Annotated in this window: 20 protein-coding genes; 12 read left to right on the forward strand and 8 right to left on the reverse strand. The window is 71.7% G+C overall.

The annotated features are described in order from the left end of the window. Positions 1-143 precede the first annotated feature (143 nt). The 5 genes from glgX (at position 144) to ACH35V_RS04710 (ending at position 8,697) form a co-directional block, all read left to right on the forward strand. The gene (gene glgX, locus ACH35V_RS04690; RefSeq protein WP_395970270.1) at positions 144-2,321 is read left to right on the forward strand and encodes a glycogen debranching protein GlgX; all 2,178 of its coding nucleotides are present in this window, start codon (positions 144-146) and stop codon (positions 2,319-2,321) included. Positions 2,322-2,340: 19 nt separating this feature from the next. Beyond that, positions 2,341-4,716 (forward strand): malto-oligosyltrehalose synthase, encoded by a 2,376-nt coding sequence (gene treY / locus ACH35V_RS04695; RefSeq protein ID WP_395970271.1) that lies wholly within the window; start codon positions 2,341-2,343, stop codon positions 4,714-4,716. Further along, positions 4,713-6,503 carry a malto-oligosyltrehalose trehalohydrolase gene (treZ, locus tag ACH35V_RS04700; RefSeq protein ID WP_395970272.1) on the forward strand — a complete coding sequence of 597 codons (1,791 nt, stop codon included), beginning with the start codon at positions 4,713-4,715 and terminating at the stop codon, positions 6,501-6,503. Before treY ends, treZ begins: the two co-directional genes overlap by 4 nt. 149 nt (positions 6,504-6,652) lie before the next feature. Further along, positions 6,653-7,324, forward strand: a complete 672-nt coding sequence (locus tag ACH35V_RS04705) for a response regulator transcription factor (protein WP_019629095.1) — start codon at positions 6,653-6,655, stop codon at positions 7,322-7,324. Between the two features lie 101 nt (positions 7,325-7,425). Then, entirely contained in the window at positions 7,426-8,697 is a 1,272-nt protein-coding gene (locus ACH35V_RS04710) for an ATP-binding protein (protein ID WP_395970273.1), read from the forward strand. Between the two features lie 13 nt (positions 8,698-8,710). Here ACH35V_RS04710 and ACH35V_RS04715 read toward each other — a convergent pair whose 3' ends face one another. Then, positions 8,711-9,313: a GtrA family protein gene (locus ACH35V_RS04715; protein ID WP_395970274.1), complete on the reverse strand. Its 603-nt coding sequence runs from the start codon at positions 9,311-9,313 to the stop codon at positions 8,711-8,713. 221 nt (positions 9,314-9,534) lie between these two features. Here ACH35V_RS04715 and ACH35V_RS04720 point away from each other — a divergent pair, with 221 nt between their 5' ends. Both ACH35V_RS04720 and purE read left to right on the forward strand, forming a co-directional pair. Next, on the forward strand, positions 9,535-10,725 hold the full coding sequence (locus tag ACH35V_RS04720; protein ID WP_395970275.1) for a 5-(carboxyamino)imidazole ribonucleotide synthase: 1,191 nt from the start codon (positions 9,535-9,537) through the stop codon (positions 10,723-10,725). A gap of 29 nt (positions 10,726-10,754) precedes the next feature. After that, positions 10,755-11,222, forward strand: coding sequence for a 5-(carboxyamino)imidazole ribonucleotide mutase (gene purE / locus ACH35V_RS04725; RefSeq protein WP_395971132.1), 468 nt, complete (start codon positions 10,755-10,757; stop codon positions 11,220-11,222). A 38-nt stretch (positions 11,223-11,260) separates the two neighbouring features. On the opposite strand, the gene ACH35V_RS04730 is transcribed toward purE, so the two are convergent. From ACH35V_RS04730 to ACH35V_RS04750, 5 genes are all read right to left on the reverse strand, one after another. Continuing rightward, a complete protein-coding gene (locus ACH35V_RS04730) occupies positions 11,261-11,680 on the reverse strand; it encodes a CoA-binding protein (protein ID WP_395970276.1) in 420 nt (139 codons plus the stop codon). Between the two features lie 62 nt (positions 11,681-11,742). Then, positions 11,743-13,077, reverse strand: a complete 1,335-nt coding sequence (locus ACH35V_RS04735) for a UDP-glucose dehydrogenase family protein (RefSeq protein ID WP_395970277.1) — start codon at positions 13,075-13,077, stop codon at positions 11,743-11,745. 201 nt (positions 13,078-13,278) lie between these two features. After that, positions 13,279-14,109, reverse strand: a complete 831-nt coding sequence (locus ACH35V_RS04740) for a hypothetical protein (protein ID WP_395970278.1) — start codon at positions 14,107-14,109, stop codon at positions 13,279-13,281. A 102-nt stretch (positions 14,110-14,211) separates the two neighbouring features. Then, positions 14,212-15,048, reverse strand: a complete 837-nt coding sequence (locus ACH35V_RS04745; protein WP_395970279.1) for a thioesterase family protein — start codon at positions 15,046-15,048, stop codon at positions 14,212-14,214. A 39-nt stretch (positions 15,049-15,087) separates the two neighbouring features. Then, complete coding sequence (locus ACH35V_RS04750; RefSeq protein WP_395970280.1) at positions 15,088-16,764, reverse strand: LCP family protein; 1,677 nt, start codon at positions 16,762-16,764, stop codon at positions 15,088-15,090. Between the two features lie 145 nt (positions 16,765-16,909). Here ACH35V_RS04750 and ACH35V_RS04755 point away from each other — a divergent pair, with 145 nt between their 5' ends. Both ACH35V_RS04755 and ACH35V_RS04760 read left to right on the forward strand, forming a co-directional pair. Next, positions 16,910-18,004 (forward strand): glycosyltransferase family 2 protein, encoded by a 1,095-nt coding sequence (locus ACH35V_RS04755; protein WP_395970281.1) that lies wholly within the window; start codon positions 16,910-16,912, stop codon positions 18,002-18,004. 103 nt (positions 18,005-18,107) lie between these two features. Then, positions 18,108-18,851 carry a hypothetical protein gene (locus ACH35V_RS04760; RefSeq protein WP_395970282.1) on the forward strand — a complete coding sequence of 248 codons (744 nt, stop codon included), beginning with the start codon at positions 18,108-18,110 and terminating at the stop codon, positions 18,849-18,851. Between the two features lie 42 nt (positions 18,852-18,893). On the opposite strand, the gene ACH35V_RS04765 is transcribed toward ACH35V_RS04760, so the two are convergent. Together ACH35V_RS04765 and ispD are read right to left on the reverse strand one after the other, a co-directional pair. Beyond that, positions 18,894-19,643, reverse strand: a complete 750-nt coding sequence (locus ACH35V_RS04765; RefSeq protein ID WP_395970283.1) for a glycerophosphodiester phosphodiesterase — start codon at positions 19,641-19,643, stop codon at positions 18,894-18,896. Then, entirely contained in the window at positions 19,640-20,356 is a 717-nt protein-coding gene (gene ispD, locus ACH35V_RS04770) for a 2-C-methyl-D-erythritol 4-phosphate cytidylyltransferase (protein WP_395970284.1), read from the reverse strand. Before ispD ends, ACH35V_RS04765 begins: the two co-directional genes overlap by 4 nt. 86 nt (positions 20,357-20,442) lie before the next feature. Between ispD and ACH35V_RS04775 the strand changes: the two genes are divergently transcribed. Genes ACH35V_RS04775 through ACH35V_RS04785 form a run of 3 tightly spaced genes read left to right on the forward strand, consistent with a single transcriptional unit; the run spans position 20,443 to position 22,468 of the window. Further along, positions 20,443-21,111, forward strand: coding sequence for a hypothetical protein (locus ACH35V_RS04775; protein ID WP_395970285.1), 669 nt, complete (start codon positions 20,443-20,445; stop codon positions 21,109-21,111). Continuing rightward, a complete protein-coding gene (locus ACH35V_RS04780) occupies positions 21,108-21,728 on the forward strand; it encodes a DUF5941 domain-containing protein (protein ID WP_395970286.1) in 621 nt (206 codons plus the stop codon). The genes ACH35V_RS04775 and ACH35V_RS04780 overlap by 4 nt, the downstream gene beginning before the upstream one ends. After that, positions 21,725-22,468, forward strand: coding sequence for a sugar phosphate nucleotidyltransferase (locus tag ACH35V_RS04785; protein ID WP_395970287.1), 744 nt, complete (start codon positions 21,725-21,727; stop codon positions 22,466-22,468). Before ACH35V_RS04780 ends, ACH35V_RS04785 begins: the two co-directional genes overlap by 4 nt. Positions 22,469-22,486: the final 18 nt, after the last annotated feature.

The raw sequence follows: 22,486 nt of genomic DNA on the forward strand, positions 1-22,486 counted from the left end.
TTTGTCCGTTCTGGCCAGAGGACTCCCGATCGGTGTGATCCACCCCTCACGGGGAAGGGCTCTCCACGCGCGCGCCGCGGCGCGGGCTCGCGTCGCTCGCGTCGCGTGGGACTTGCGGGCCGCAGGGACGGGAGGGCGGGACGGTGGCTCAGGTTTGGCCGGGCGACGCCTACCCCCTCGGCGCCCGGTTCGACGGGGCGGGCACGAACTTCGCCGTCTACTCCGAGGCGGCCGAGCGGGTCGAACTGTGCCTGTTCGACGACCCGCCGGGCGGCGGTTCCGGCGATGGCGGGGACAGCGTTGAGACCAGGCTCACACTCCCCGAGGTGGACGCCTTCGTCTGGCACGGCTACCTGCCCGGCGTCATGCCCGGACGCCGCTACGGGTTCCGGGTGCACGGCCCGTACGAGCCGCGCCGGGGCCTGCGCTGCAACCCCGCGAAACTGCTCCTCGACCCGTACGCGCTGGCCGTCGAGGGGGCCGTCGACTGGGACGAGTCCTGCTTCGGCTACGACTTCGGCGACCCCGCGTCCTGCGACGGCTCGTCCCGCAACGACGCCGACTCGGCGGCCCACACGATGCGGTCCGTGGTCGTCAGCCCGTACTTCGACTGGGGCGACGACCGGCCGCCGCGCATCCCGTACCACGAGACGGTGATCTACGAGGCGCACGTGAAGGGCCTCACCGCCCGGCATCCGGACGTCCCGCCGGGGCTGCGCGGCACCTACGCGGGCCTCGCCCACCCGGTGATCGTCGATCATCTGCGCTCGATCGGGGTGACGGCGGTGGAGCTGATGCCCGTCCACCAGTTCGTCCACGACGACGCGCTGATCGGCCGCGGCCTGCGCAACTACTGGGGCTACAACACGATCGGGTTCTTCGCGCCGCACAACGAGTACGCCTCGTCCGGGCGGCGGGGCGAGCAGGTGCTGGAGTTCAAGGCGATGGTGAAGGCGCTGCACGAGGCGGGGATCGAGGTGATCCTGGACGTCGTCTACAACCACACCGCCGAGGGCGACCACCGCGGCCCGACGCTGTCGTTCCGCGGCATCGACAACCCCGCCTACTACCGGCTCGCCGACGACGACCCGCGCTTCTACGCCGACACGACGGGCACGGGGAACAGCCTGCTGATGCGCGGCCCGCACGTCCTGCAGCTGATCATGGACTCGCTGCGGTACTGGGTGACGGACATGCACGTGGACGGGTTCCGCTTCGACCTGGCCGCGACGCTGGCCCGCGACCTGCACGAGGTGGACCGGCTGTCGGCGTTCTTCGACCTCGTCCAGCAGGACCCGGTGGTGTCGCAGGTGAAGCTGATCGCCGAGCCGTGGGACGTGGGGGAGGGCGGCTACCAGGTCGGCAACTTCCCGCCGCTGTGGACGGAGTGGAACGGCAAGTACCGCGACACGATGCGCGACTACTGGCGCGGCGAGCCGGGCGCGATGCCCGAGTTCGCGTCCAGGCTGACGGGCTCGTCCGACCTGTACGCCGACGACGGCCGCCGTCCCAGCGCCTCGATCAACTTCGTGACGTGCCACGACGGTTTCACGCTCCACGACCTCGTCTCCTACGACCGCAAGCACAACGACGCCAACGGCGAGGGCAACCGCGACGGGACCGACGACGACCGGTCGTGGAACTGCGGCCGCGAGGGCCCGACCCGCGACCCGGAGATCGTCGCGCTGCGCGAACGGCAGAAACGCAACCTCCTGACCACGCTGTTCCTGTCGCAGGGCGTCCCGATGCTGCTGCACGGCGACGAGATCGGCCGGACGCAGCGCGGCAACAACAACGCCTACTGCCAGGACAACGAGCTCTCATGGGTCGACTGGACGCTCTGCGAGCACGGCACGCTGCTCGACTTCGTCCGGCGGCTGTCCAGGCTGCGTACCGAGCATTCGGTGTTCCGGCGGCGGCGCTTCTTCCTCGGCGACCGGCGGACGAAGCGGACCCGCGCCGCCGCGCGGCCGGAGGAGCTGCCCGACCTCGTCTGGTTCACGCCGGGAGGCGCGGAGATGGCGGGCACGGACTGGTCGGCCGGGTTCAACAAGTCCCTGAACGTGTTCCTGAACGGCGACGCGATCTCCGAGCCGGACCGGCGGGGCAGGCGGGTCGGGGACGACTCGTTCCTGCTGCTGATCAACGCGCACGACGGGGACCTCGCGTTCACGCTTCCGCCCGCCGCATACGGGGAAATGTGGATGAAGACCCTCGACACCGCCGACCCCTCGCCCGCCGAGGAGGAGTCGCCGGTCATGAAGGCCCGCGAGGCCGTCCAGGTCGGCGCCCGCTCGATCCAGGTCCTGCGCCGCGGCTGAACCCATGCAGGTGAAGGTCATGCCCATGCACGTCGACGACATCTACGCCGAACCCGCTCCCGAGGAACCGCTCCCCGGCGACGAACCCCCCGATGAGGAGACCGTGTCCGAGGACCACCTGGCCGAAGAGAACCTGACCGAATTCAACAGAGCCGTCCCGGCGGAGGACGGGATCGGGGCGCCGCCGTCCGGCACGTACCGGCTCCAGCTCCGCGGGACGCCGGAAGGGCGGTTCGGATTCGCTGAAGCCGCCGCGCTGGCCCCCTACCTGTCGTCCCTTGGCGTGTCGCACGTCTACCTGTCGCCGATCCTGCAAGCCGCGCCCGGGTCGGAGCACGGCTACGACGTGGTCGACCATTCCCGGCTGGCGGACGAGCTGGGCGGGTCCGAGGCGTTCGGCGCGATGGCGGCCCGGTTCCGCGCGCACGGGCTGAAGGTGCTGGTGGACGTCGTCCCGAACCACATGGCGATCCCGGCGCCGCCCGACCTGAGCCCGCCGCTCGCCGCCGTCCTCGCGGAGGGGCCCGGGTCGCCGTTCGCGAAGTGGTTCGACGTCGACTGGGAGGCGGGCGGCGGCCGGATCGTCCTGCCGGGCGAAGGCGGCACGGCGGAGCCGAACTACCGGCGGTTCTTCGACATCGACGGCCTCATCGGGCTCCGCCAGGAGGACCCGGAGGTGTTCGAGCGGACGCACGCGCTGCTGCTGAGCCTGGTCGAGGAGGGCCTGGTGCACGGCCTGCGCGTCGACCATCCGGACGGCCTCGCCGACCCGCGCGGCTACCTGCGGCGGCTGGCGGACGCGGCCCCGGACGCCTGGCTGCTGGTCGAGAAGATCACCGAGGGGGAGGAGCGGCTCCCGCCGGACTGGCCGTGCGCGGGCACCACCGGCTACGACTCGCTCGGCATGATCGGCGGCCTGTTCGTCGACCCGGCGGGCGAGAAGCCGCTCACCGAGTACTACGCGGCGCTGACGGGCGGCCCGCGCGACTTCGACGAGGTCGAGCGCGACTCCCGCGTCCATGTCGCGTCACACGGCCTGAAACCGGAAATCGACCGGCTGGTGCGCGTCCTCCGGAGGGTCGTGGGCGAGCAGAACGCCGGCCTGGAACGGGCACTGGTCGAGCTGCTCGTCGCCATGCCCGTCTACCGCGCGTACGTCGTCCCTGGGGAGGACGCGCCGCAGCAGGCCGTGGACGTCCTGGACGAGGCCGCTCGCCGTGCACGCGCCCATCTGCCAGAGGAACTGCACGCAGACCTGGAAACCGTCGTGGATCTGGCCCTCGGACGCGGCGAACGCACCGACGCCGAGTTCATCGTGCGGTTCCAGCAGACGTCAGCCCCCCTCGCGGCCAAAGGCGTTGAAGACACAGCGTTTTACCGCTGGAACCGTATGGCCGCGCTGAACGAGGTCGGCGGCGCCCCAGGTCGCTTCTCCGTCAGCGCTGAAGAGTTCCATTCGCACTGCATAAGGCTCGCTCGCGACTGGCCGTTCACGATGACGACGCTGTCCACGCACGACACCAAACGGGAGGAGGACGTACGGGCCTGGCTGTCCGTGCTGTCGGAACTGCCCGGCGAGTGGGCGGAGGAAGTGGAACGTTGGCGAACCTGGGGCGCCGTCCCGTCCCCACTGGAACCGGACCTCGAATACCTGCTCTGGCAGACGCTCGTAGGGGCATGGCCGCTCACCCCAGGCCGCCTTGAAGAGTTCCTCGTCAAGGCGATGCGCGAGGCCAAGACACGCACTTCCTGGCTCGACCCAGACCTCGCCTACGAGGAGGCAGTCCTGGAGTACGCGCGGGGCGTTCTCGCTGATCCCGACCTGGTCACCGACATGACCTCGTTCGTCGGGCGGCTCGCACCCTACGCGCGCGTGAACACGCTCGGGCAGAAGCTCGTCCAGTTGGCGATGCCGGGCGTCCCGGACGTGTACCAGGGCTGCGAGCTGACGGGTCTGTCGCTGGTCGACCCCGACAACCGGCGGCCGGTCGACTACGGGCGGCGCCGCGAGCACCTGTTCCGCCTCGACACCGGCCGGCAGCCGAAGGAGGTGGACGACGAGAAGCTGCTCGTGACGTCGCGGACGCTGCGCCTGCGCCGCTCGCACCCCGAATGGTTCGGCCCGGACGCCGGGCACGAGCCGATCGCCTCCCGCGGGCCCGCCGCCGAGCACGTCGTCGGGTTCGCCCGCGGCGACGCCGTCGCGCTCGCCACCCGCCTGCCCGTCGGCCTGGAACGGCGCGGCGGCTGGGACCGGACGCGGGTGGACGTCCGCAGCCAGGGCTGGCGGGACGTCCTCACCGGCTGCACGCACATGGGCCCGATCCTGAACGCCGCCCGGCTTTTCGAGCACCTGCCCGTCGCGCTGCTCGTCCCCAGAGAGATGAACCGGTGAGCACCCGGTTCGAGGTGTGGGCCCCTCGCGCCCACAGTGTGGACGTCGTGACTGGCCCCGACCAGCGTCACCCCATGGACGCCTCGGATTCTGGCTGGTGGCGAGCCGATGTCCCAGACGCCGCCCACGGCACGGACTACGGCTTCGCTCTGGACGGCAGTGACGAAGTGCTCCCCGACCCGCGCTCACCGAGGCAGCCGGACGGCGTCCACGGGCCCAGCCGCGTCTACGACCACGAACGGTACGCCTGGACGGACCAGCACTGGCACGGACGACCGCTCCCCGGAAGCGTCCTTTACGAAATGCACGTGGGCACGTTCACGCCGGAAGGGACGTTCGATGCGGCGGCCGAGCGTCTCGACCATCTCGTCGCACTCGGCATAGACGCCGTAGAACTCCTGCCCGTCGCCGCATTTCCCGGCCACCACGGATGGGGCTACGACGGTGTTCACCTGTGGGCGCCGCACGAGCCGTACGGCGGCCCTGACGGGTTGAAGCGTTTTGTAGATGCCGCCCACGCACGCGGCCTCGCCGTCATCCTGGACGTCGTCTACAACCACCTGGGCCCGGACGGTAACCGCCTCGGTGCCTACGGCCCGTATTTCACCGACGTCCATCCCACCCCCTGGGGCGAGGCGGTGAATTTCGACCAGGAGGGCTCGGACGAAGTCCGCGCGTTCGTCGTGCAGAACGCGCTGATGTGGCTGCGCGACTACCACTTCGACGGGCTTCGCCTGGACGCCGTCCATGCCATCACCGACCACAGCGCCGTCCACATTCTGGAAGACCTGTCGTGCGCGGTGGCGTGCCTGTCGGCGCACCTTGGGCGTGAACTGTTCCTCATCGCCGAATCCGACCTGAACGACCCGCGCCTGGTGACGTCCAGGGAGGCGGGCGGATACGGGCTGGACGCCCAGTGGAGCGACGATTTCCACCACGCGCTGTACGCCGCGCTGACCGGCGAGCGGCAGGGCTACTACTGCGACTTCGGGCCCCTGGAGACGCTCAAGAAAGCACTGACGAACGTCTTCGTCCACGACGGAAGCTGGTCGACGTACAGGGGGCGGCGGCATGGGCGGCCGGTCGACGTCCTGAAGACTCCCGCGCACCGGTTCCTGGGTTTCCTGCAGAACCACGACCAGGTGGGCAATCGGGCGGCGGGGGACCGGATCGGAACCGTCCTGGAGTCCGCCCGGATATCCCCGTCGATGCTCAAGGCGGGCGCGGCGCTCGTCCTGCTCGGGCCGTTCACGCCGATGCTGTTCATGGGCGAGGAATGGGGCGCGTCCACCCCGTGGTGCTATTTCACCGACCACCAGGACGCGGAACTCGCGCGCGCCGTCAGCGAGGGACGCCGCCGCGAATTCGCCCGGCACGGCTGGACCGGCCCGGTCCCCGATCCACAGGCTGTGGAAACTTTCCGGCGCTCTGTCCTCGACTGGACCGAACCCGACCGGCCGCATCACCGCGACCTGCTCGAATGGCACCGGGCCCTGCTGGCGTTGCGCCGCTCCTGGCCAGACCTGAACGACCCGCGCCTGACCGAGACGACCGTCGAGGTGGACGACGACACCGCCCGCTGGCTGATGATGTGGCGCGGCCGGGTGTGCGTCGCGGCGAACCTCGGCGGGCTCCCCGTGGTCCTCCCCGCGTCCCCTCCCGGAGCGCCCAGACCCCGCCTCCTGCTCGCCTCAGATCCGGCTATTCGCCTCGACGCCGACAAATTCGGCGATTCCGAAACCGCATTCGTCGAACTGCCGGGCGCGTCGGCCGCCGTGTTCGCCTGACCTCCCGCCACGCCCGGACGGCCGAATGCCGCATGCATCCGGATTGCACCGGATATGTGGTGTTCGAGGATGTACTATGAGTGGCAAACCGCAGGTCAAGAGCGCGGCGGCGACCGGGCAATGTTCAAGAATGGTCATACGATCGGTTCATGACCTCAGTACTGCTCGCCGAGGACGACACGTCCATCTCCGAGCCTCTCGCCCGCGCGCTGCGGCGCGAGGGGTACACCGTCGAAGTCAGCCCGGACGGCCCGCAGGCGCTGGAGCGGGCGCTCGGCGGCGGGGTGGACCTGATCGTCCTCGATCTCGGCCTTCCCGAACTGGACGGCCTTGAGGTGGCCCGCAGGGTGCGGGCCGAGGGACATGGCGTCCCCATCCTGATCCTGACCGCACGTGCCGACGAGGTCGACACCGTCGTCGGACTGGACGCGGGCGCCGACGACTATGTGACCAAGCCGTTCCGGCTGGCCGAGCTGCTCGCACGGGTGCGGGCACTGCTGCGCCGGGGCAGCACCGAGACGCCGATCGTCCAGGGGGTGCGGATCGACGCCGAGTCGCGCCGCGCCTGGATGGGCGACCAGGAGCTGCAGCTCACCACGAAGGAGTTCGACCTGCTGCGCGTCCTCGTCCGCGACGCGGGCAAGGTCGTGACCCGCGAACAGATCATGCGCGAAGTGTGGGACACCAACTGGTGGGGTTCCACCAAGACGCTCGACATGCACATTTCCTGGCTGCGCCGCAAGCTCGGCGACGACGCCGGCAGCCCCCGCTACATCACGACGGTGCGGGGCGTCGGCTTCCGGTTCGAGCGCGGCGACTAGCACCGGCCGCCGCGGTCGTGCGGGACGCCGGGGGCCTTCCCGAGAGGCCCCCGGGATGACGTGCCGCACGCGCCGCGGCCCCACCCTCGAAGGAGCCCCTGATGAGGCGCCGACTCCTCCTGTCGACGCTCGCGGTGGCGGTGGTCGCGATCCTGTCGCTCGGCATACCCCTCGCCTACGCCGCACACAAGCTCGTCTACGAGGAGGCCGGCCGGTCGCTGTACCGCGAGGCGTCCTCCATCGCGGGCGGCGTCGGCTTCAGCCTGGAGACGCGCCGTCCCGTCACCGGCGAGATGATCGCGCGGGAGTACCCGGGCCGGCACATCTCGATCACCCTGCCGGACGGCCGGACGCTCACCGCGGGACCGCCGCGGCGCGGACCCGTCCTCACCGCCACGCAGGCGGAGGGCGCGGTGCGCGTACGGGTGTCGCGGCCGGAGGCGGAGGTCCGCGCCGACGCGCTGCGGCTGATGGCACTCATCGGCAGCCTCGCGCTGCTCGGCGTCGCCGTCACCGTCTGCCTGGCGATGGTCCAGGCCCGCAAGCTGACCCTGCCGCTGATCGACCTCGCCGAGACCGCCGACCGGCTCGGCACCGGCAACGCCCGGCCCCGCCGCCGCCGCTACGGCGTCCCGGAGGTCGACCGGGTCGCCGAGGTCTTAGACCGCAGCGCGGTCCGCATCGCCGACCTGGTCGCGTCCAGCCGCGAGTTCGCGTCCGACGCCAGCCACCAGCTCCGCACGCCGCTGACCGCGCTGTCCATGCGGCTGGAAGAGATGATCGAGGCCGCCGACTATCCGGACGTCGTCCGGGAGGAGGGCGCCGCCGCCGTCACGCAGGCCGAACGGCTCGTCGCGGTCGTCGAGCAGCTGCTCGCCCGCGCCCGGCACGACCGCACCGGCGGCGCCGTCGCCTCGCCCATCGACGAGATCATCGAGCAGCAGGTCGAGGAGTGGCGGCCGATCTTCCGGCGGGACGGACGCGACGTGCGCATCGTCGGCGAGCAGGGCCTCGTCGGCATGACCAACCCGGAGGGCCTCTCCCAGATCGTCGCGACGCTCCTGGACAACTCGCTGATGCACGGCGCCGGGACCGTCACCATCCACACCAAGCCGGGCGCGAGCGGGGTGGTCGTCGAGGTCGGCGACGAGGGCGCCGGCATTCCGCCCGAGCTGGAGCCGCGGATCTTCGAGCGGAGCGTCAGCGGCGGCCGCGGCACCGGGCTCGGCCTCTACCTGGCCAGGTCCCTCGCGATCGTGGACGGCGGGCGGCTCGAACTGATCCAGTCGCGTCCCGCCGTGTTCGGAGTCTTCCTCCGCCAGGCCGCGGAGGCCCGGCTCGCCGCCGAGCGGGTGGTGATGGGGCCCGCCTAGATCCCGGCGGGGCCTAGATCTCGGCGTAGTCCTCGGCGGTCTGGTCGAGGGGGTGGCCGAGCCGCGGGGACGGCGCCGGGCGGTCGCCGTTCGCGCGGTGCGCGCCCGGCCCTTCCGCGGCGGGCTCGGCCGGGTCGGCGGACGGGGCCTCCGGCAGCCCGGACGCCGGGTCGACCTGCGGCGCGCTCGCCGGCAGGAACACCCACTTCTTGTACGACCAGAAGCGGAACAGCGTCGCGACGCCCGTGCCGACGACCAGCGCGGCGTTGTAGGAGACCGGGCCGTCCAGCTTGAGGACGTAGTGGGTGAACCCGATGAACAGCTCCGTGATGACCAGCCCGACGCCGTTCAGGCCGAAGAACAGCACGTACTCGCGCCCCAGGCCGGTGCGGTCGCGGTGCCGGAACGTCCAGTAGCGGTTGGCCAGGTACGAGAACGTCGTCGCGAAGACCGTCGCCACGGCGTTGGACGTCAGCGGCCCCACGCCAAGGCCAGTGTGCAGGCCGTTGCCGATCGCGACGGTGATGACGAACGCGATCGCGCCCACGCTGCCGAACTTTGCCAGCTCCCGCACGAGGTGCGCGAACTGCCGATGGATCTTGGCGACCAGGCTCACGAAGGGGAACCGTCCTTCCGGACATCGTCTCTGCGCCACGTCCGGCGCGGCGGCTACTGCGGAGGCATCACGAGGATAGACGCATGCGACCCCTGGGACGTCGGAACATGAACGTTTCACGCCGTCCGAGCGTTCCATGCCCATAACCGAGGTTCCCACACACGGGTACGACGCAAGGGCCGGACGGTTCGTTCGTACCATCCGCCCGATAACCTTCTGACGTGACGATTCAAGCTGAGAAGCCTGTGGTCGGCATGGCAGGGGGCGGCCAGCTGGCGCGGATGACGCAGCAGGCCGCGATCGGACTCGGCGTGTCGCTGCGCGTGCTCGCCGGGTCGGCGGACGATTCGGCGGCCAAGGTCGTCTCCGGCGCCCGGATCGGCGACGACCGCTCCCTCGACGACCTCCTGTCGTTCGCCAGGGGCTGCGACGTCGTGACCTTCGACCACGAGCACGTCCCGGGGCCGCACATCCAGAAGCTGGAGTCGTCGGGTGTCCCGTGCCGTCCCGGTTCGGCCGCGCTGGCACACGCGCAGGACAAGCTCGTGATGCGCGAGCGGCTCACCGCCATGGACGTCCCATGCCCCGCGTACGTGCATCTGCACAGGTCCGCGCCATTGCAGCTGCTTGAGGTCTTCGCCCGCGACCACGGGTTCCCGCTTGTGATCAAGGCCACCCGCGGCGGCTACGACGGCAAGGGCGTCTGGGTGCTGGACGCCCTCGACCGCGCCGCCGTCGAGCTGATCCAGGAGCTGCTGTCCCAGGACGTCGACCTGATGGTCGAGGAGCACGTGCCGTTCACGCGGGAGCTGGCCGCAGTCGTCGCGCGCTCCCCGTACGGGCAGGGCGCCGCGTACCCGGTCGTGGAGACCGTCCAGGAGGGCGGGATCTGCACCGAGGTGATCTCGCCAGCGCCCGGCCTGCCCGCCGACGTGGCCGCGGAGGCGCAGCGCCTCGCCCTGACCATCGCCGCCGAGCTGGACGTCGTCGGCCTCCTCGCCGTCGAGCTGTTCGAGACGGCGGACGGCCTGCTCGTCAACGAGCTGGCGATGCGCCCGCACAACTCCGGGCACTGGACGATCGAGGGCGCCCGGACGTCGCAGTTCGAGCAGCACCTGCGCGCCGTCCTCGACCTGCCGCTCGGGTCCACCGAGCCCACCGCCCCGTACACGGTCATGGCCAACGTGCTCGGCGGCGACGACCCGGACGTCTACTCCCGCTACTTCCACGTGATGGCGCACGACCCCGGCGTCAAAGTGCACATGTACGGCAAGGAGCCGCGTCCCGGCCGCAAGATCGGCCATGTGACCGCGCTCGGCGACGACCTCGCGGACGTCCGCGAGCGCGCCCGCCACGCCGCGGCCTACCTGCGCTGGGGCACCCGGATGAAGGAGCGGGAGGAACGGTCGTGACGGAGCCGGAGCCGCTGGTCGGCGTGGTGATGGGCAGCGACTCGGACTGGCCGGTGATGCAGGACGCGGCCGAGGCGCTCGCGGAGTTCGGCGTCCCGTACGAGGCCGACGTCGTGTCCGCGCACCGGATGCCGCACGACATGATCGCCTACGGGGAGGACGCGGCGGCCCGCGGCCTCCGCGTGATCATCGCGGGCGCGGGCGGGGCGGCGCACCTGCCCGGCATGCTGGCCTCGGTGACGCCGCTGCCGGTGATCGGCGTGCCCGTCCCGCTGAAGTACCTCGACGGGATGGACTCGCTGCTGTCGATCGTGCAAATGCCCGCCGGCGTGCCCGTCGCGACCGTCTCGGTCGGCGGCGCCCGCAACGCCGGGCTGCTCGCCGTCCGGATCCTGGCCGCGTCCGACGAGGATCTGCGCGCCAAGATGAAGGTCTTCCAGCGGGACCTCTACGGGCAGGCCAAGGCGAAGGGCGTCCGGCTCCGAGAACGGATCTGAGCGCCGCCCAGCGGCATCGGGGGCCGCGGGTCCGCAGGTCAGCGGCGCAGGGCCCACTCGACGGCCGGGCACCGGTTCATGACGACGTCGAGCCCGGCGTCCTTCGCGCGCCGCGCCGCGGCCTCGTCGATCACCTGGAGCGGCAGCCACACCGCCTTCGCGCCGGCCGCGATCGCCTCGTCCACCGCCTCCCCGGCATGCTCGGCGCGGCGGTAGACGCCGACGACGTCCACCTCGGACACGTCCGGCACCTCGGCCAGCGACGCGTACCCCCGCTCGCCCAGCACCGCCCGCGCCGCCGGATGGACGGGAATGATCCGCTTGCCGCGCTCCTGCAGCAACCGGGCCTGGGTGTAGACCTCGCGTTCCGGGTTGTCGCCGAGCCCGACGAACGCCCACGTCTTCGACTCGTTCAGCAGCCGCCGGATCACGTCCAGGTCGGCGAAGGCATCAGACATGTCCACGACAACAGCCGATGTGGCCCTTTGCTTCCCTTTCAGGGACGTCTTCGAGGACGCCTTCAGGGGCGTCCCAGGGCCCGGTAGTTCCAGCCGGCGGCGCGCCACCGCTCGGGGTCGAGCGCGTTGCGTCCGTCGACGATGTTGCGTTCGGCGACGACCTCGGCGAGCGCGAACGGGTCCATGTCCCGGAACTCAGCCCACTCGGTCAGCAGCAGCACGACGTGCGCGTCGCGCGCCGCGGACAGGGCCGAGTCGCCGTACTCCAGCGTCGGCTGGGCGCGGCGCGCGTTCGACATCGCCTGCGGGTCGTACACCGTCACCTTCCCGCCCTGGGCGCGTATCGACGCGGCCACGTCCAGGGCGGGCGAGTCGCGGACGTCGTCGGAGTTCGGCTTGAAGGCGGCGCCGAGCACCCCGACCGTCCGTCCGGTGAACGAGCCGCCGAGCAGCTTGCGGGCGAGGTCCACCATCCGGATCCGCCGCCGGATGTTGATCTCGTCGACCTCGCGCAGGAAGGAGAGCGCCTGGTCGGCGCCGAGCTCGCCGGCCCTGGCCATGAACGCGCGGATGTCCTTCGGCAGGCAGCCGCCGCCGAACCCGAGGCCCGGGCCGAGGAACTTGCCGCCGATCCGGTCGTCGTAGGACAGCGCCTCGGAGAGCTTCGTCACGTCGGCGTGCGCGGCCTCGCACACCTCCGCCATCGCGTTGATGAAGGAGATCTTGGTGGCGAGGAAGGCGTTGGCCGACACCTTGACCAGCTCCGCGGTCGCGTAGTCGCTGGTGATGAACGGGGTGCCGGCCGCGATCATCGTCCGGTAGATCTCGCGCAGCGCCTTCTCGGCGTGCTCGGCGGCGCCCTGGTCGGCGGGCAGCCCGGCCACGATCCGGTCCGGGTGCAGCGTGTCCTGGACGGCGAAGCCCTCCCGCAGGAACTCGGGATTCCACGCGAGGACGGCGTCGCCCCCGGCCGGGGCCGTCCGCGCTAGCGTGTCGGCGAGCCGCGCGGCCGTCCCGACCGGCACGGTGGACTTGCCGACGATCAGGCACGGCCGCCGCAGCAGCGGCGCCAGCGACGCGATCGCGGCGTCCACGTAGGAGAGGTCGGCCGCGTACTCCCCGGACTTCTGCGGGGTGCCGACGCACAGGAAGTGGACGTCGCCGAACTCCGCGGCCTCCGCGTACGACGAGGTGAACCGCAGCCGCCCGCTGGCCAGGCCCCGGCGCAGCACCGGCTCCAGCCCTGGCTCGTAGAAGGGCAGGTCACCGGCCGCGAGGCGGGCGATGCGCTCCTCGTCCACGTCGAGCCCCAGCACCTCGAAGCCCAGATCCGCCATGCAGGCCGCGTGGGTGGCGCCGAGATACCCGGTTCCGATGACCGTCAGCCGGTAGGACAAGGCCTGCTCCTCTCGCTTCGTTGTCGCCGACTAGCGGCCTCTTCCAACAGTGCCCGCTACGGGCGGGTCCGTGCATCGACCGCGGCAGTGTACTGGTCGGTATACGGGAGCGGTGCACCTGCCCGAATGGTACGGCGACAAGCGACAGGGTGATGGCCGCCGGCCACCACCCTGTCGTGCTCGTTTCCCCGGTCTCTCCGGTCAGGCGTGGGAGATGTTGAGGATGACGCTGCCGTCCTCCGCCATGCGCGGGCTCAGCATCAGGCCGTTGTAGTACGCCATCGAGCCCGGCTGGGCCGCGTTGGCGGACGTCCTCGTCGTCGACTTGCCCTTCCGGACGGAGAAGGTCACCTGGCTTCCCTCGACGTCGACGCGGATCGGCCCCATGCCGTACTTCTTGTCGAGCGCGATCTCCTGGCCGTCCTTGACCTGGACCTCGCACCTCGCGTCCGCACACGCCTGGAGATCGGTGCCGTCCTTGGCCAGCGGCTTCGCGCCGGGCTTGGCGGGCTTGGCCGGCTTGGCGGCGGGCTTGTCCGGCGCGGCGGCTTCGTCCAGGTTCGGCGCGGCCTGCGCGTCCTGCTGCCCCTGCTCATGCGCCTGCGGCTGGTTCTGAGCGTTCGGCTGGTTGTGAGCGTTCGGCTGGTTGTGAGCGCCCGGCTGGTTCTGTGCGTTGGGCTGGCCCTGTGCGTTGGGCTGGCCCTGTGCGTTGGGCTGGCCCTGTGCCTCCGGCTGGCCCTGTGCCTCCGGCGGGGCCTGGCCCTCCGGCGGGGCCTGGCCGTCCGGTGGGGCCTGGCCCTCTGGTGGTGTTTGGGCGTCCGGCGGCATTTCCGCGTCCGGCGGACTCTGGTCGTTCGGTGGCGTCTGGGCGTCTGGTGCTTCCGCATCCGGTGCGGGCTCGGGATTGGACGCGCTGCTGGCGTCCGGCGGAGACGGCGGCGGTGCGGCGAGGGCGGCGCTTGCGGTGCCGATGGAGGCGGTGAGCGCCAGCGCGGCGGTCGTCGTGAGCAGGCCGAAATTCCTTGTCGACATTCTGTGAGCTCCTGACGAGTGACTACTCTCTGTCAACATCGATTGTTACCCACAGTGTTCGATCAAGAACACGGAGCGATGCGGCGTGTCGTCGCGGGTTTTCTATGCAAAAGGACGTTCGTCCACAAGAAGTGTTTGCAGGACGCGGCCGAATTCACCGGACGAATCGGCCATCGTCGCGCCGCACAGCGCGCTTCCGCCGGGGCTCGCGTCCAGCGAGGCGTCCATGTACAGCCACTCGCCCACGGGGTCGCGGTGCAGGGCCACCGTCATGTCCGTGTTGATGATCAGCCACTTGCCGAGGTCGACCTGGCTGCCGACCCCGGACGCGCTGTCGGCCAGCGTCAGGGCGCGCACCAGCGGCGTGTCCGGCTCGCCCGCGACCAGCGGGATCCGGGACCGCGCCCACACCGCGGCGGGACCGGGCTCGCCGAAGGAGCCGTGGACGGGACGCCATTCCATCGCCGCGAGATAGCCGTGGACGTGCAGGTCCTCCCAGTGTCCGAACGGGGGAGTGACATCCGGGCGGGGCGGCGGCGCGGGCGCGTGGACGACGGGCTCCAGGTGGGACGGCGCCTCCATGATCCGCCACGCGCCGGCGCGGACCACGGGACGGCCCTCATGGCTGATCTCCCCTTCGAGGTAGGCGACGCGCCTGCCGGGCCGGACGACCCGGACTTCGACGTCCAGCACCGCCACCGGGACGGGGCTCAGGATCTCGACCGTCACCCGCGCGACCCGCGTCCCGGGGACGGGGTCGTGCCGCTCGAAGGCCCGCCCCAGCAGGCCCGCCACCGGCCCGCCGTGCTGGAGGTCAGGCGACCACGGTCCCGCCGTGGCCGGGGTGCTGGCGAACCGCCCGCCGCCGAGCGGCTCGTAAAACGTCTCGGCGGGCACCGTTCCGGCTGGGGCTTTCTTGGCGGGCACGTCGTCGCTCATGGGGCTCCCTTCAGGTCTAGAACGATATTCTAGATCAGGTCAGCCGCAGAGTTTCTGGGTGGCGGTGTCGGTGTCGATTCCCGAGGTGGGGGAGGCGCTCGGCGACGCGCCGCCGCCGGCCTCGACCTTCCGCACGTCGCCCCAGTTCGTGCCGACCATGACCTGCAGCCTCGCCCCGAGCCCGTCGATCCGCCTCAGCTTGGCGTCCGGGATCGCGGCGGCCAGCGTCTTCGCGGACTCCGCGCCCTCCGGGCCGTACTGGATCTGCGTCGTCTGCAGCCCCCGGCGCGCCACGCCGGGCACGACCGTGGTGCGGAAGCCCAGCTCCCGCAGTTGCCCGCCCGCCTTCGTCGCCAGCCCCTGCGTGCCGACCGCGTTCAGGACGCGGACGGACACGTCCTCCGGCGGCACCGTGAGCCGGTCCTCGGGCTTCTGCGTCGGCGTCGCGCTCGGCTTCTTGGTGTGCTCGTCCAGCGGCTGGTCCCGCCGGATCCTGGTGAACAGGTCCCGCGCCTTGTCCTGGTTCCACTGGACGACCGACTGCGGCGCCGGCGTGTTCCACAGGACGGCGTTGTACCCGGGATTCGCGAGCGGGATCTTCGCGAACGTCAGGTCGTCGGTCTTCAGGTCCTTCATCTGCTCGGCGAGTTCCGGCAGGTTGTCGGCCAGTTCCGAGTCGACGCGCAGCGACTTCAGCGACGCCTTCAGGAACCGCGTCGACTTCACCGGGTCGCTGAGCGTCTTCGTCGACAGCGCCTGCTTCATCATCGACGCCATGAACTGCTGCTGCCGGTCGATGCGGCCGAGGTCGCTGCCGTCCGACAGCGTGTAGCGGGCGCGGGTGAACGAGAGCGCCTTCAGGCCGTCCACGTGCGACTTCCCGGGGGGGAGCCGCAGCCCGCTCTTCGGGTCGTTGATCGGCACCTCGGTGCAGACGTCGACGCCGCCGAGCGCGTCCACCATGCGCACGAACCCGAAGAAGTTCACCTCGACGTAGTGGTCGATGGACACGCCCGTCGCGCGCTTGACGGTGTTGACCGTCAGGTCGGGCCCGCCGAACTGGTACGCCCAGGTCAGCTTGCCCGGACGGGCCGGGATCCGCGCCCCCTTCGCCCCCTCCGACCCGTTCGACTTGTGCGCCGGGATCATCACGTAGGAGTCGCGGGGCAGGTTCACGACCGACACGCTGTCGTGGTCGCGGGAGATGTGGACCAGCATCATCGTGTCGGACCGCTCGCCCGGCTGGTGCCCGAGCTTCGCCGCCTTCTGCTGCTCCCTCGTCAGCCCGTCGCGGCGGTCGACCCCGGCGACCAGGATCGTCATCGCGCCCTTCGGCGCGTCCTTGCCGCGGCCGAGCCCGCCGACCGACACCTCGTCGATCAGGCCGGTGACGTAGTTCTGGAACGCCCACGCGCCGCCCGAGGTCAGCAGGACGACCACCGACATCGTCCCGGTCAGCGTCAGGAACCGCTTCTGCCGCCGCGCGCCGGCCGCCGCCCGCGGGCTCAGCCCGCGGCCCGGCCGGCGCGGGCCGCGCGGGCCCTCCACCGAGACGCGCGGCGCGGGCATCCCCTCGATGGTCACGCCCTCGATGTCGCCGTCCGCCGCGGGGCCCGCCGCCCCCTGCGCGCCCGGACGCGGCCGGAAATAGCGCTCCAGCGGGTCGGCGTCCGGCGGGTCGCCCGCGCCGGGACCCGAGTCGTACCCGTCTGCCATGCCGGCCGCCGCCTCCCGAAGACGTCGCTCTGACGCGATTCCCCACCACTCTAAAGTGGGGGACACCCGTCCGTTCGCTACCTGGACCTCGTGTCCGTGCAGTAACGTGGCGCCGTCTTGCCCACTCTGCGCCCCGCGAGCACATATGAACCCGTCTCCCCATGCCCAGAGCGCCACGAAGCAGGAAACGAAGCGAGAAACCCAGCACGCCGTGAAGCCCCGCAGCGACTCCGGTGAACGCACCTGGCCCGCCGTGTCGGTGGTGATGCCGGTCCTCAACGAGCAGCGGCATCTGGCCGACGCCGTCCGCGGCATCCTGACCCAGGACTACCCGGGCGAACTCGAACTCGTCCTCGCGGTCGGGCCGTCCCGCGACCGGACCGAGGAGATCGCCCGCAAGCTCGCCGCCGAGGACCCGCGCGTCCTGGTGGTCGCCAACCCGACCGGCCGCACACCGCAGGGCCTCAACATCGCGATCAAGGCGTCGCAGTACTCGATCATCGTCCGGGTGGACGGGCACTCGCTGCTCCCGGCCGACTACGTCCGCGCCGGGGTCGAGACGATGGAGGAGACCGGCGCCGACAACGTCGGCGGGATCATGGCCGCCGAGGGCGTCACCGCGTTCGAGAAGGCCGTCGCGCGGGCGATGACGTCCAAGCTGGGCGTCGGGAACGCCCGCTTCCACACCGGCGGCGAGGCGGGCGACGTCGAGACCGTCTACCTCGGGACGTTCCGCCGCAGCGCCCTCGACCGCGTCGGCGGCTACGACGAGACGTTCACCCGCGCGCAGGACTGGGAGATGAACCACCGCATCCGGCAGACCGGCGGCCGGGTGTTCTTCACGCCGCGGATGCGGGTCACCTACCGCCCGCGTCCCAACCTGCGGGCCCTCGCCAAGCAGTACTTCCACACGGGCCGCTGGCGGCGCGTCGTCGGACGCGAGCACCAGGGCACGCTGAACCTCCGCTACCTCGCGCCGCCGATCGCCGTGGTCGCGATGGCCGCCGGCGCGGTCGCGGGCGCGTTCGGGTTCTGGCCCGGCTGGATCGTGCCCGGCGGGTACGCGGCCGCGATGATCGCCGGAGCCGCCGTGGAGGGACGCGGGCTGCCGCCGTCCGCCTGGCTGCGCCTGCCGCTCGTGTACGCCACCATGCACGTGACCTGGGGCGTCGGCTTCCTGACGAGCCCGCCGAGGCTGGGCCAGCCATCTCCGGTCAAACCGGGCGAGTCCGTCCAGTAGCGGGCAAGAAACGCAAATCGACCTCCGAACCCGCGTGCCTTCGCGCACGTCTCAGGGTTAGGTTTGGCGGGATCTCGCCGCCGACCCGGTTTGGAGGGTGGCCATGTCCAACGGAGCACGCCACGGCCTGGGTGTGATGATCGGCCTTGTCGTGACGCCGATCATCGCCGCCTGCCTGATGTACGGGACGTCGAAGCTGGGCCAGTTCGCACGGCTCCTGGCCTTCCACGGCAGCGACCGGTGGGTCGGCGCGGGCGTCCTGCTCGCCGGGGCCGTCCTCATCGGCCTCGTGGCGGGGTCGCGGACCTCGCCGCTGGCGTCGCTGATCCCCGGCGCCGTCTACACGGCCGTCGGGCTCATGTGGATCCTGGCGCCGCGCTGGAGCTTCGAGCACGCCGGACGCGACATCCTCCCCGACGATCTCGGCCGCGGATACTTCACGCTCGCCCCCTTCGGCATCTTCCTGGTGCTCGGCGTCGCGCTGGTGGTGGCGTCCGTCGCGCCGTCGCGCTGGAAGGCGGGCACGGCCGCCGGTGCCGCGCCGCGGTACGGCGCGCCGCCGCCCGCGCCGATGGGACCTCCCCCCATGCATGGCGCTCCGCAGCACATGGGAGCGCCCCAGCCGCATCAGGCGCCGCAGCCGCATCAAGCGCCGCAGGCGCCGCCGGGACAGAGCCCCCCGCCCTGGCAGGGGACGCCCCAGTACGGCCAGGCGCCCGCCGCGTCCAACCCGCCCCCGCTGCCACCCGCGCCGCCCGCGTCCGAACGGCCCAAGTCCTCCGGAAGCGGAACGGACGATGACGACGAGCCAGGCGACTGGACCCGCATGTACGGCGGCAACCGCTGACAGACGCTCAGCCAGCCGCTGACACCCCAGCGCGGTTGACGCTCAGAGCGCCGCGAGGACGCCGGGGGTGTCGTTGACGACCATTGCGTCGAAGCCGGCGGCCGCGTAGTTCGGTGCCGTTTCGGCGGTGGGGCACCAGACGACCGTTTCCAGGCCCGCCTTGTGTGCGACGTCCACGCAGTGGTCCAGCGGGCGCAGCCGCGTGTCGGGATGGTCGATGCCGCACGAGGCGGTGTGCACGCCGACGGCGTCCAGGCCGAGGCCCGCCGCGGCCGGGACGGCGTGCCACAGCGGGAACCGCAGCCATGTCAGCAGGCCCAGCGGGACGCGGGGCAGCTCGTCCCGCAGGAATGTCAGCAGGGACGGGTCGAACGACGTGACGAGAAGCCTGCGCCGCTTCGCCTCCCGCTTCAGCACCGGCAGCAGCAGCGCGCCGGTGCGGCGGGACGGGGCGTCCACCGCGTCCTCCAGGACGGTCTTGACGTCCACGTCGACGGCGACGTCCGGAGGCAGCGCGTCGAAGACGTCCGTGAGGCGGGGCAGCCCGGTGGCCGTGGCCGCCAGGTCCACCACGTGGTCACCCCCGGACGTCGTCGGGTCGTGCCGCAGGACGAGGTCGTCGTCGGCCGTCCGCGTCACGTCGATCTCGATCCAGCTCAGCCCTGCCTCCACGGCGGCGAGCATCGACGGCAGGGTGTTCTCGGCGACGGGCGTCCGCGCGCCGGGCGGCGTGAGGTCGCCCGACCCGTAGCCGCGGTGGCCGATGACCGTGGGGGTGCTCTCGAAGATCAAAGGTTGTTCCCGGTGGTGAGGTGCCCGGTGGCGAGATGCTCGGCGACGACGGCGTCGAGGGGCTGGGTGACCTTGAGGTTGCGCTCGCTGCCCGCGACGACCCGGATCGGGACGTCCGGCAGGTAGCGGTGCACGATCCCGCAGTCGTCGGTGGCGCGCAGCTCCGGGTCGGCGAGGGCCAGCTCGTAGGCCTTGCGGATCGTGCCGAGCCGGAACCCCTGCGGGGTCTGGAACCGGCTCATCGTCTCGCGCGGCGGCATCGAGACGACCACGCCGTCCTCGACCACCACGATCGTGTCGGACGAGGGCACGCCCACCGCGACGGCGTCGTGGGCGTCCAGCGCGTCCAGGACGCGGTCGATCACCGGGGCCTCCACGAACGGGCGTGCCGCGTCGTGGAACAGGACCCGCGCGTCGTCGGGACGGTCGTCCAGCAGGCGCAGCGCAGCGACCGTGGACGCGGTCCGGGTGTCGCCGCCCTCGATCACGGCCGCCGTCTTCCGGAACGGCGCGGCGATCGCGGCGGCGGCCCGCAGGTGCCCGGCCGCCATCACGACCACCACCTCGCCGATGCCGGGATGCGCGTCGAACGCGCCGACCGCGTGCGCCAGGATCGGCCGCCCGCCGACCTCCATGAGCTGCTTGGGGCGCCCGGCGCCCATCCGCGCGCCGACCCCGCCGGCGAGCACCACCGCAACCGTCCGCGTCGCCATCTCTCCTCGGTTTTCCACGACACCCGGTCATCGGGCCACTACGCTGTGCACCCTGCCCTTAGCTGTCCCGACCGGCCGGAGGCCCGATGCTCCAGGCGCCGCTGCGCGACCGGCCGGTCACGCTCAACGTACCGGAACACGCGCCGGACCACCTCGCGATCATCCGCCCGCACCGAGAGGCGGTCGAAGCCGTGGACGACGGCAGCGCCCTTGCCACCACGCCGGACACCGTGTCGGCGATCTCCCTGGCCTTCGCGGTGCTCGCCGCCGTGTGGTTCTCGGACGGCACCCTCGGCGGCCTGATCGCGGGGGCGCTGCTGCTGTGCGCCTCGCTCGTCCTCGGGGCCTTCCGGCCGGACGGCGTCCTCGACCGGGCCGGCGAGTTCGCGGTGTACGCGGGCCTGACGGCCGGGGCGGTCGGGGCGGCCGGAGTCGCCGTGCCCGGCGCGAACCTGTGGTGGGCGGCGACGGGCGCGGTGGCGCTGATCTCCGTCCGGGACATGATGGACGCGTCGTACGCGGCGACCCGGACCGCCCACTGGAACCCGTCCGGCCAGGGCATGGCTCGCCGGAGTGACGTGCTGCGGCGGGTCGGGAAGGGGCTCGGGCTGCCGACCGGCGAACGGCTCGCGCTGGTCTCGGTCACGACCGCCGTCGCGGGCGCCCGGCCGACGTTCGCCGTGCTCCTCGCGTGGGGCTCGGCCGCCGCCACCGTCGTCCTGGCCGGACGCGCGGCAAGGTCCCTCGTGCGATGAGGGCCGCCCTGAGCACCAGAACGCTGTGGGCCTTCCGGGACGACGGCCCGGCGAACCGCGCGCTCGGCCGGATGGCCGCCGGACGGCTCCCGCCGCTGCCCGCCGCCGTCCTCGCCGCCGCCGCGACGGGCGTCCTTTCGGCGCTGCGCGCGGACGGCGGACCGGCCCCGGCGCTGTTCGCCCCGGTCGTCGTCCTGCTGCTGACCGGCGCGTCATCCGGGCATCCGCACAGCGGGCGGCTGGACTGGCTCGCACCGCCCATCTTCCGCGGGATCGAGTATGGTTACCTGGCCGTGCTGGGGTTCGCGCAGTCCGTGTCGGCGCCGCTCGTCTACGTGCTGATCGCGGTGCTCGCGCTCCATCACTACGACACCATGTGCCGTGTCCGCCGGGGGATCCGGCCGCAGGAGTGGGTCGTCCTCGCCGGGCTCGGCTGGGAGGGCCGGATGCTGCTCGTGGCCCTCGCGGGCCTGTCCGGGTTCCTCCCGTTCGCGTACGCGGCGCTGGCCGCCTACCTTGGCGTGTTGTTCGGCAGTGAGAGCGTCCTCGCCTGGACGCGTACCGGCCGCGACAGCGGCCCTGGCGTGATGGTCGACCTGGAAAGAGGGAAAGCATGATCGGCATGGTGCTGGCGGCGGGCGCGGGCCGGAGGCTGCGGCCGTACACCGACACCCTTCCCAAGGCCCTCGTCCCCGTGGTCGAGAACACGGGCGGGGCGACGACCGTCCTCGACATCGCGCTCGGCAACTTCGCCGAGGTCGGGCTGACCGACGTGGTCATCGTCGTCGGCTACCGCGCGGAGGCGGTCGAGGAGCGCAAGGCCGGGTTCGAGAAGCGGTACGGCGTGTCCATCACGCTGGTCCACAACGACAAGGCCGAGGAGTGGAACAACGCCTACTCCATGTGGCTGGCTCGGGATCACTTCTCCAAGGGCGTCCTCATGGTCAACGGGGACACGGTCCATCCGGTGAGCGTCGAAAAGACACTATTGGCGAACCGCGGGCCGGACATCCTCCTCGCGGTGGACGATGTGAAAACTCTCGCTGACGAGGAGATGAAGGTCACCCTCGACGCCGAGGGGCGCCTGAAGACCATCACCAAGCTCATGGACCCGTCCACCGCCGACGGCGAGTACATCGGCGCCACGCTCATCGAGCCCGCCGCGGCCGGGCCGCTCGCCGACGCCCTCAAGGCCACCTGGGAGCGGAACCCCGACCTCTACTACGAGGACGGCTACCAGGAGCACGTGAACCGGGGCGGGCGCATCGGCGTGGCCCCGATCGGCGACGTGCAGTGGGTCGAGGTCGACAACCACGACGACCTGGAGAAGGCCCGCAGGATCGCCAAGGGCTACTGACCGGAAGCACGGGACGAC

The organism is Actinomadura sp. 1N219 (assembly GCF_044326405.1).
Classification (GTDB): domain Bacteria; phylum Actinomycetota; class Actinomycetes; order Streptosporangiales; family Streptosporangiaceae; genus Spirillospora.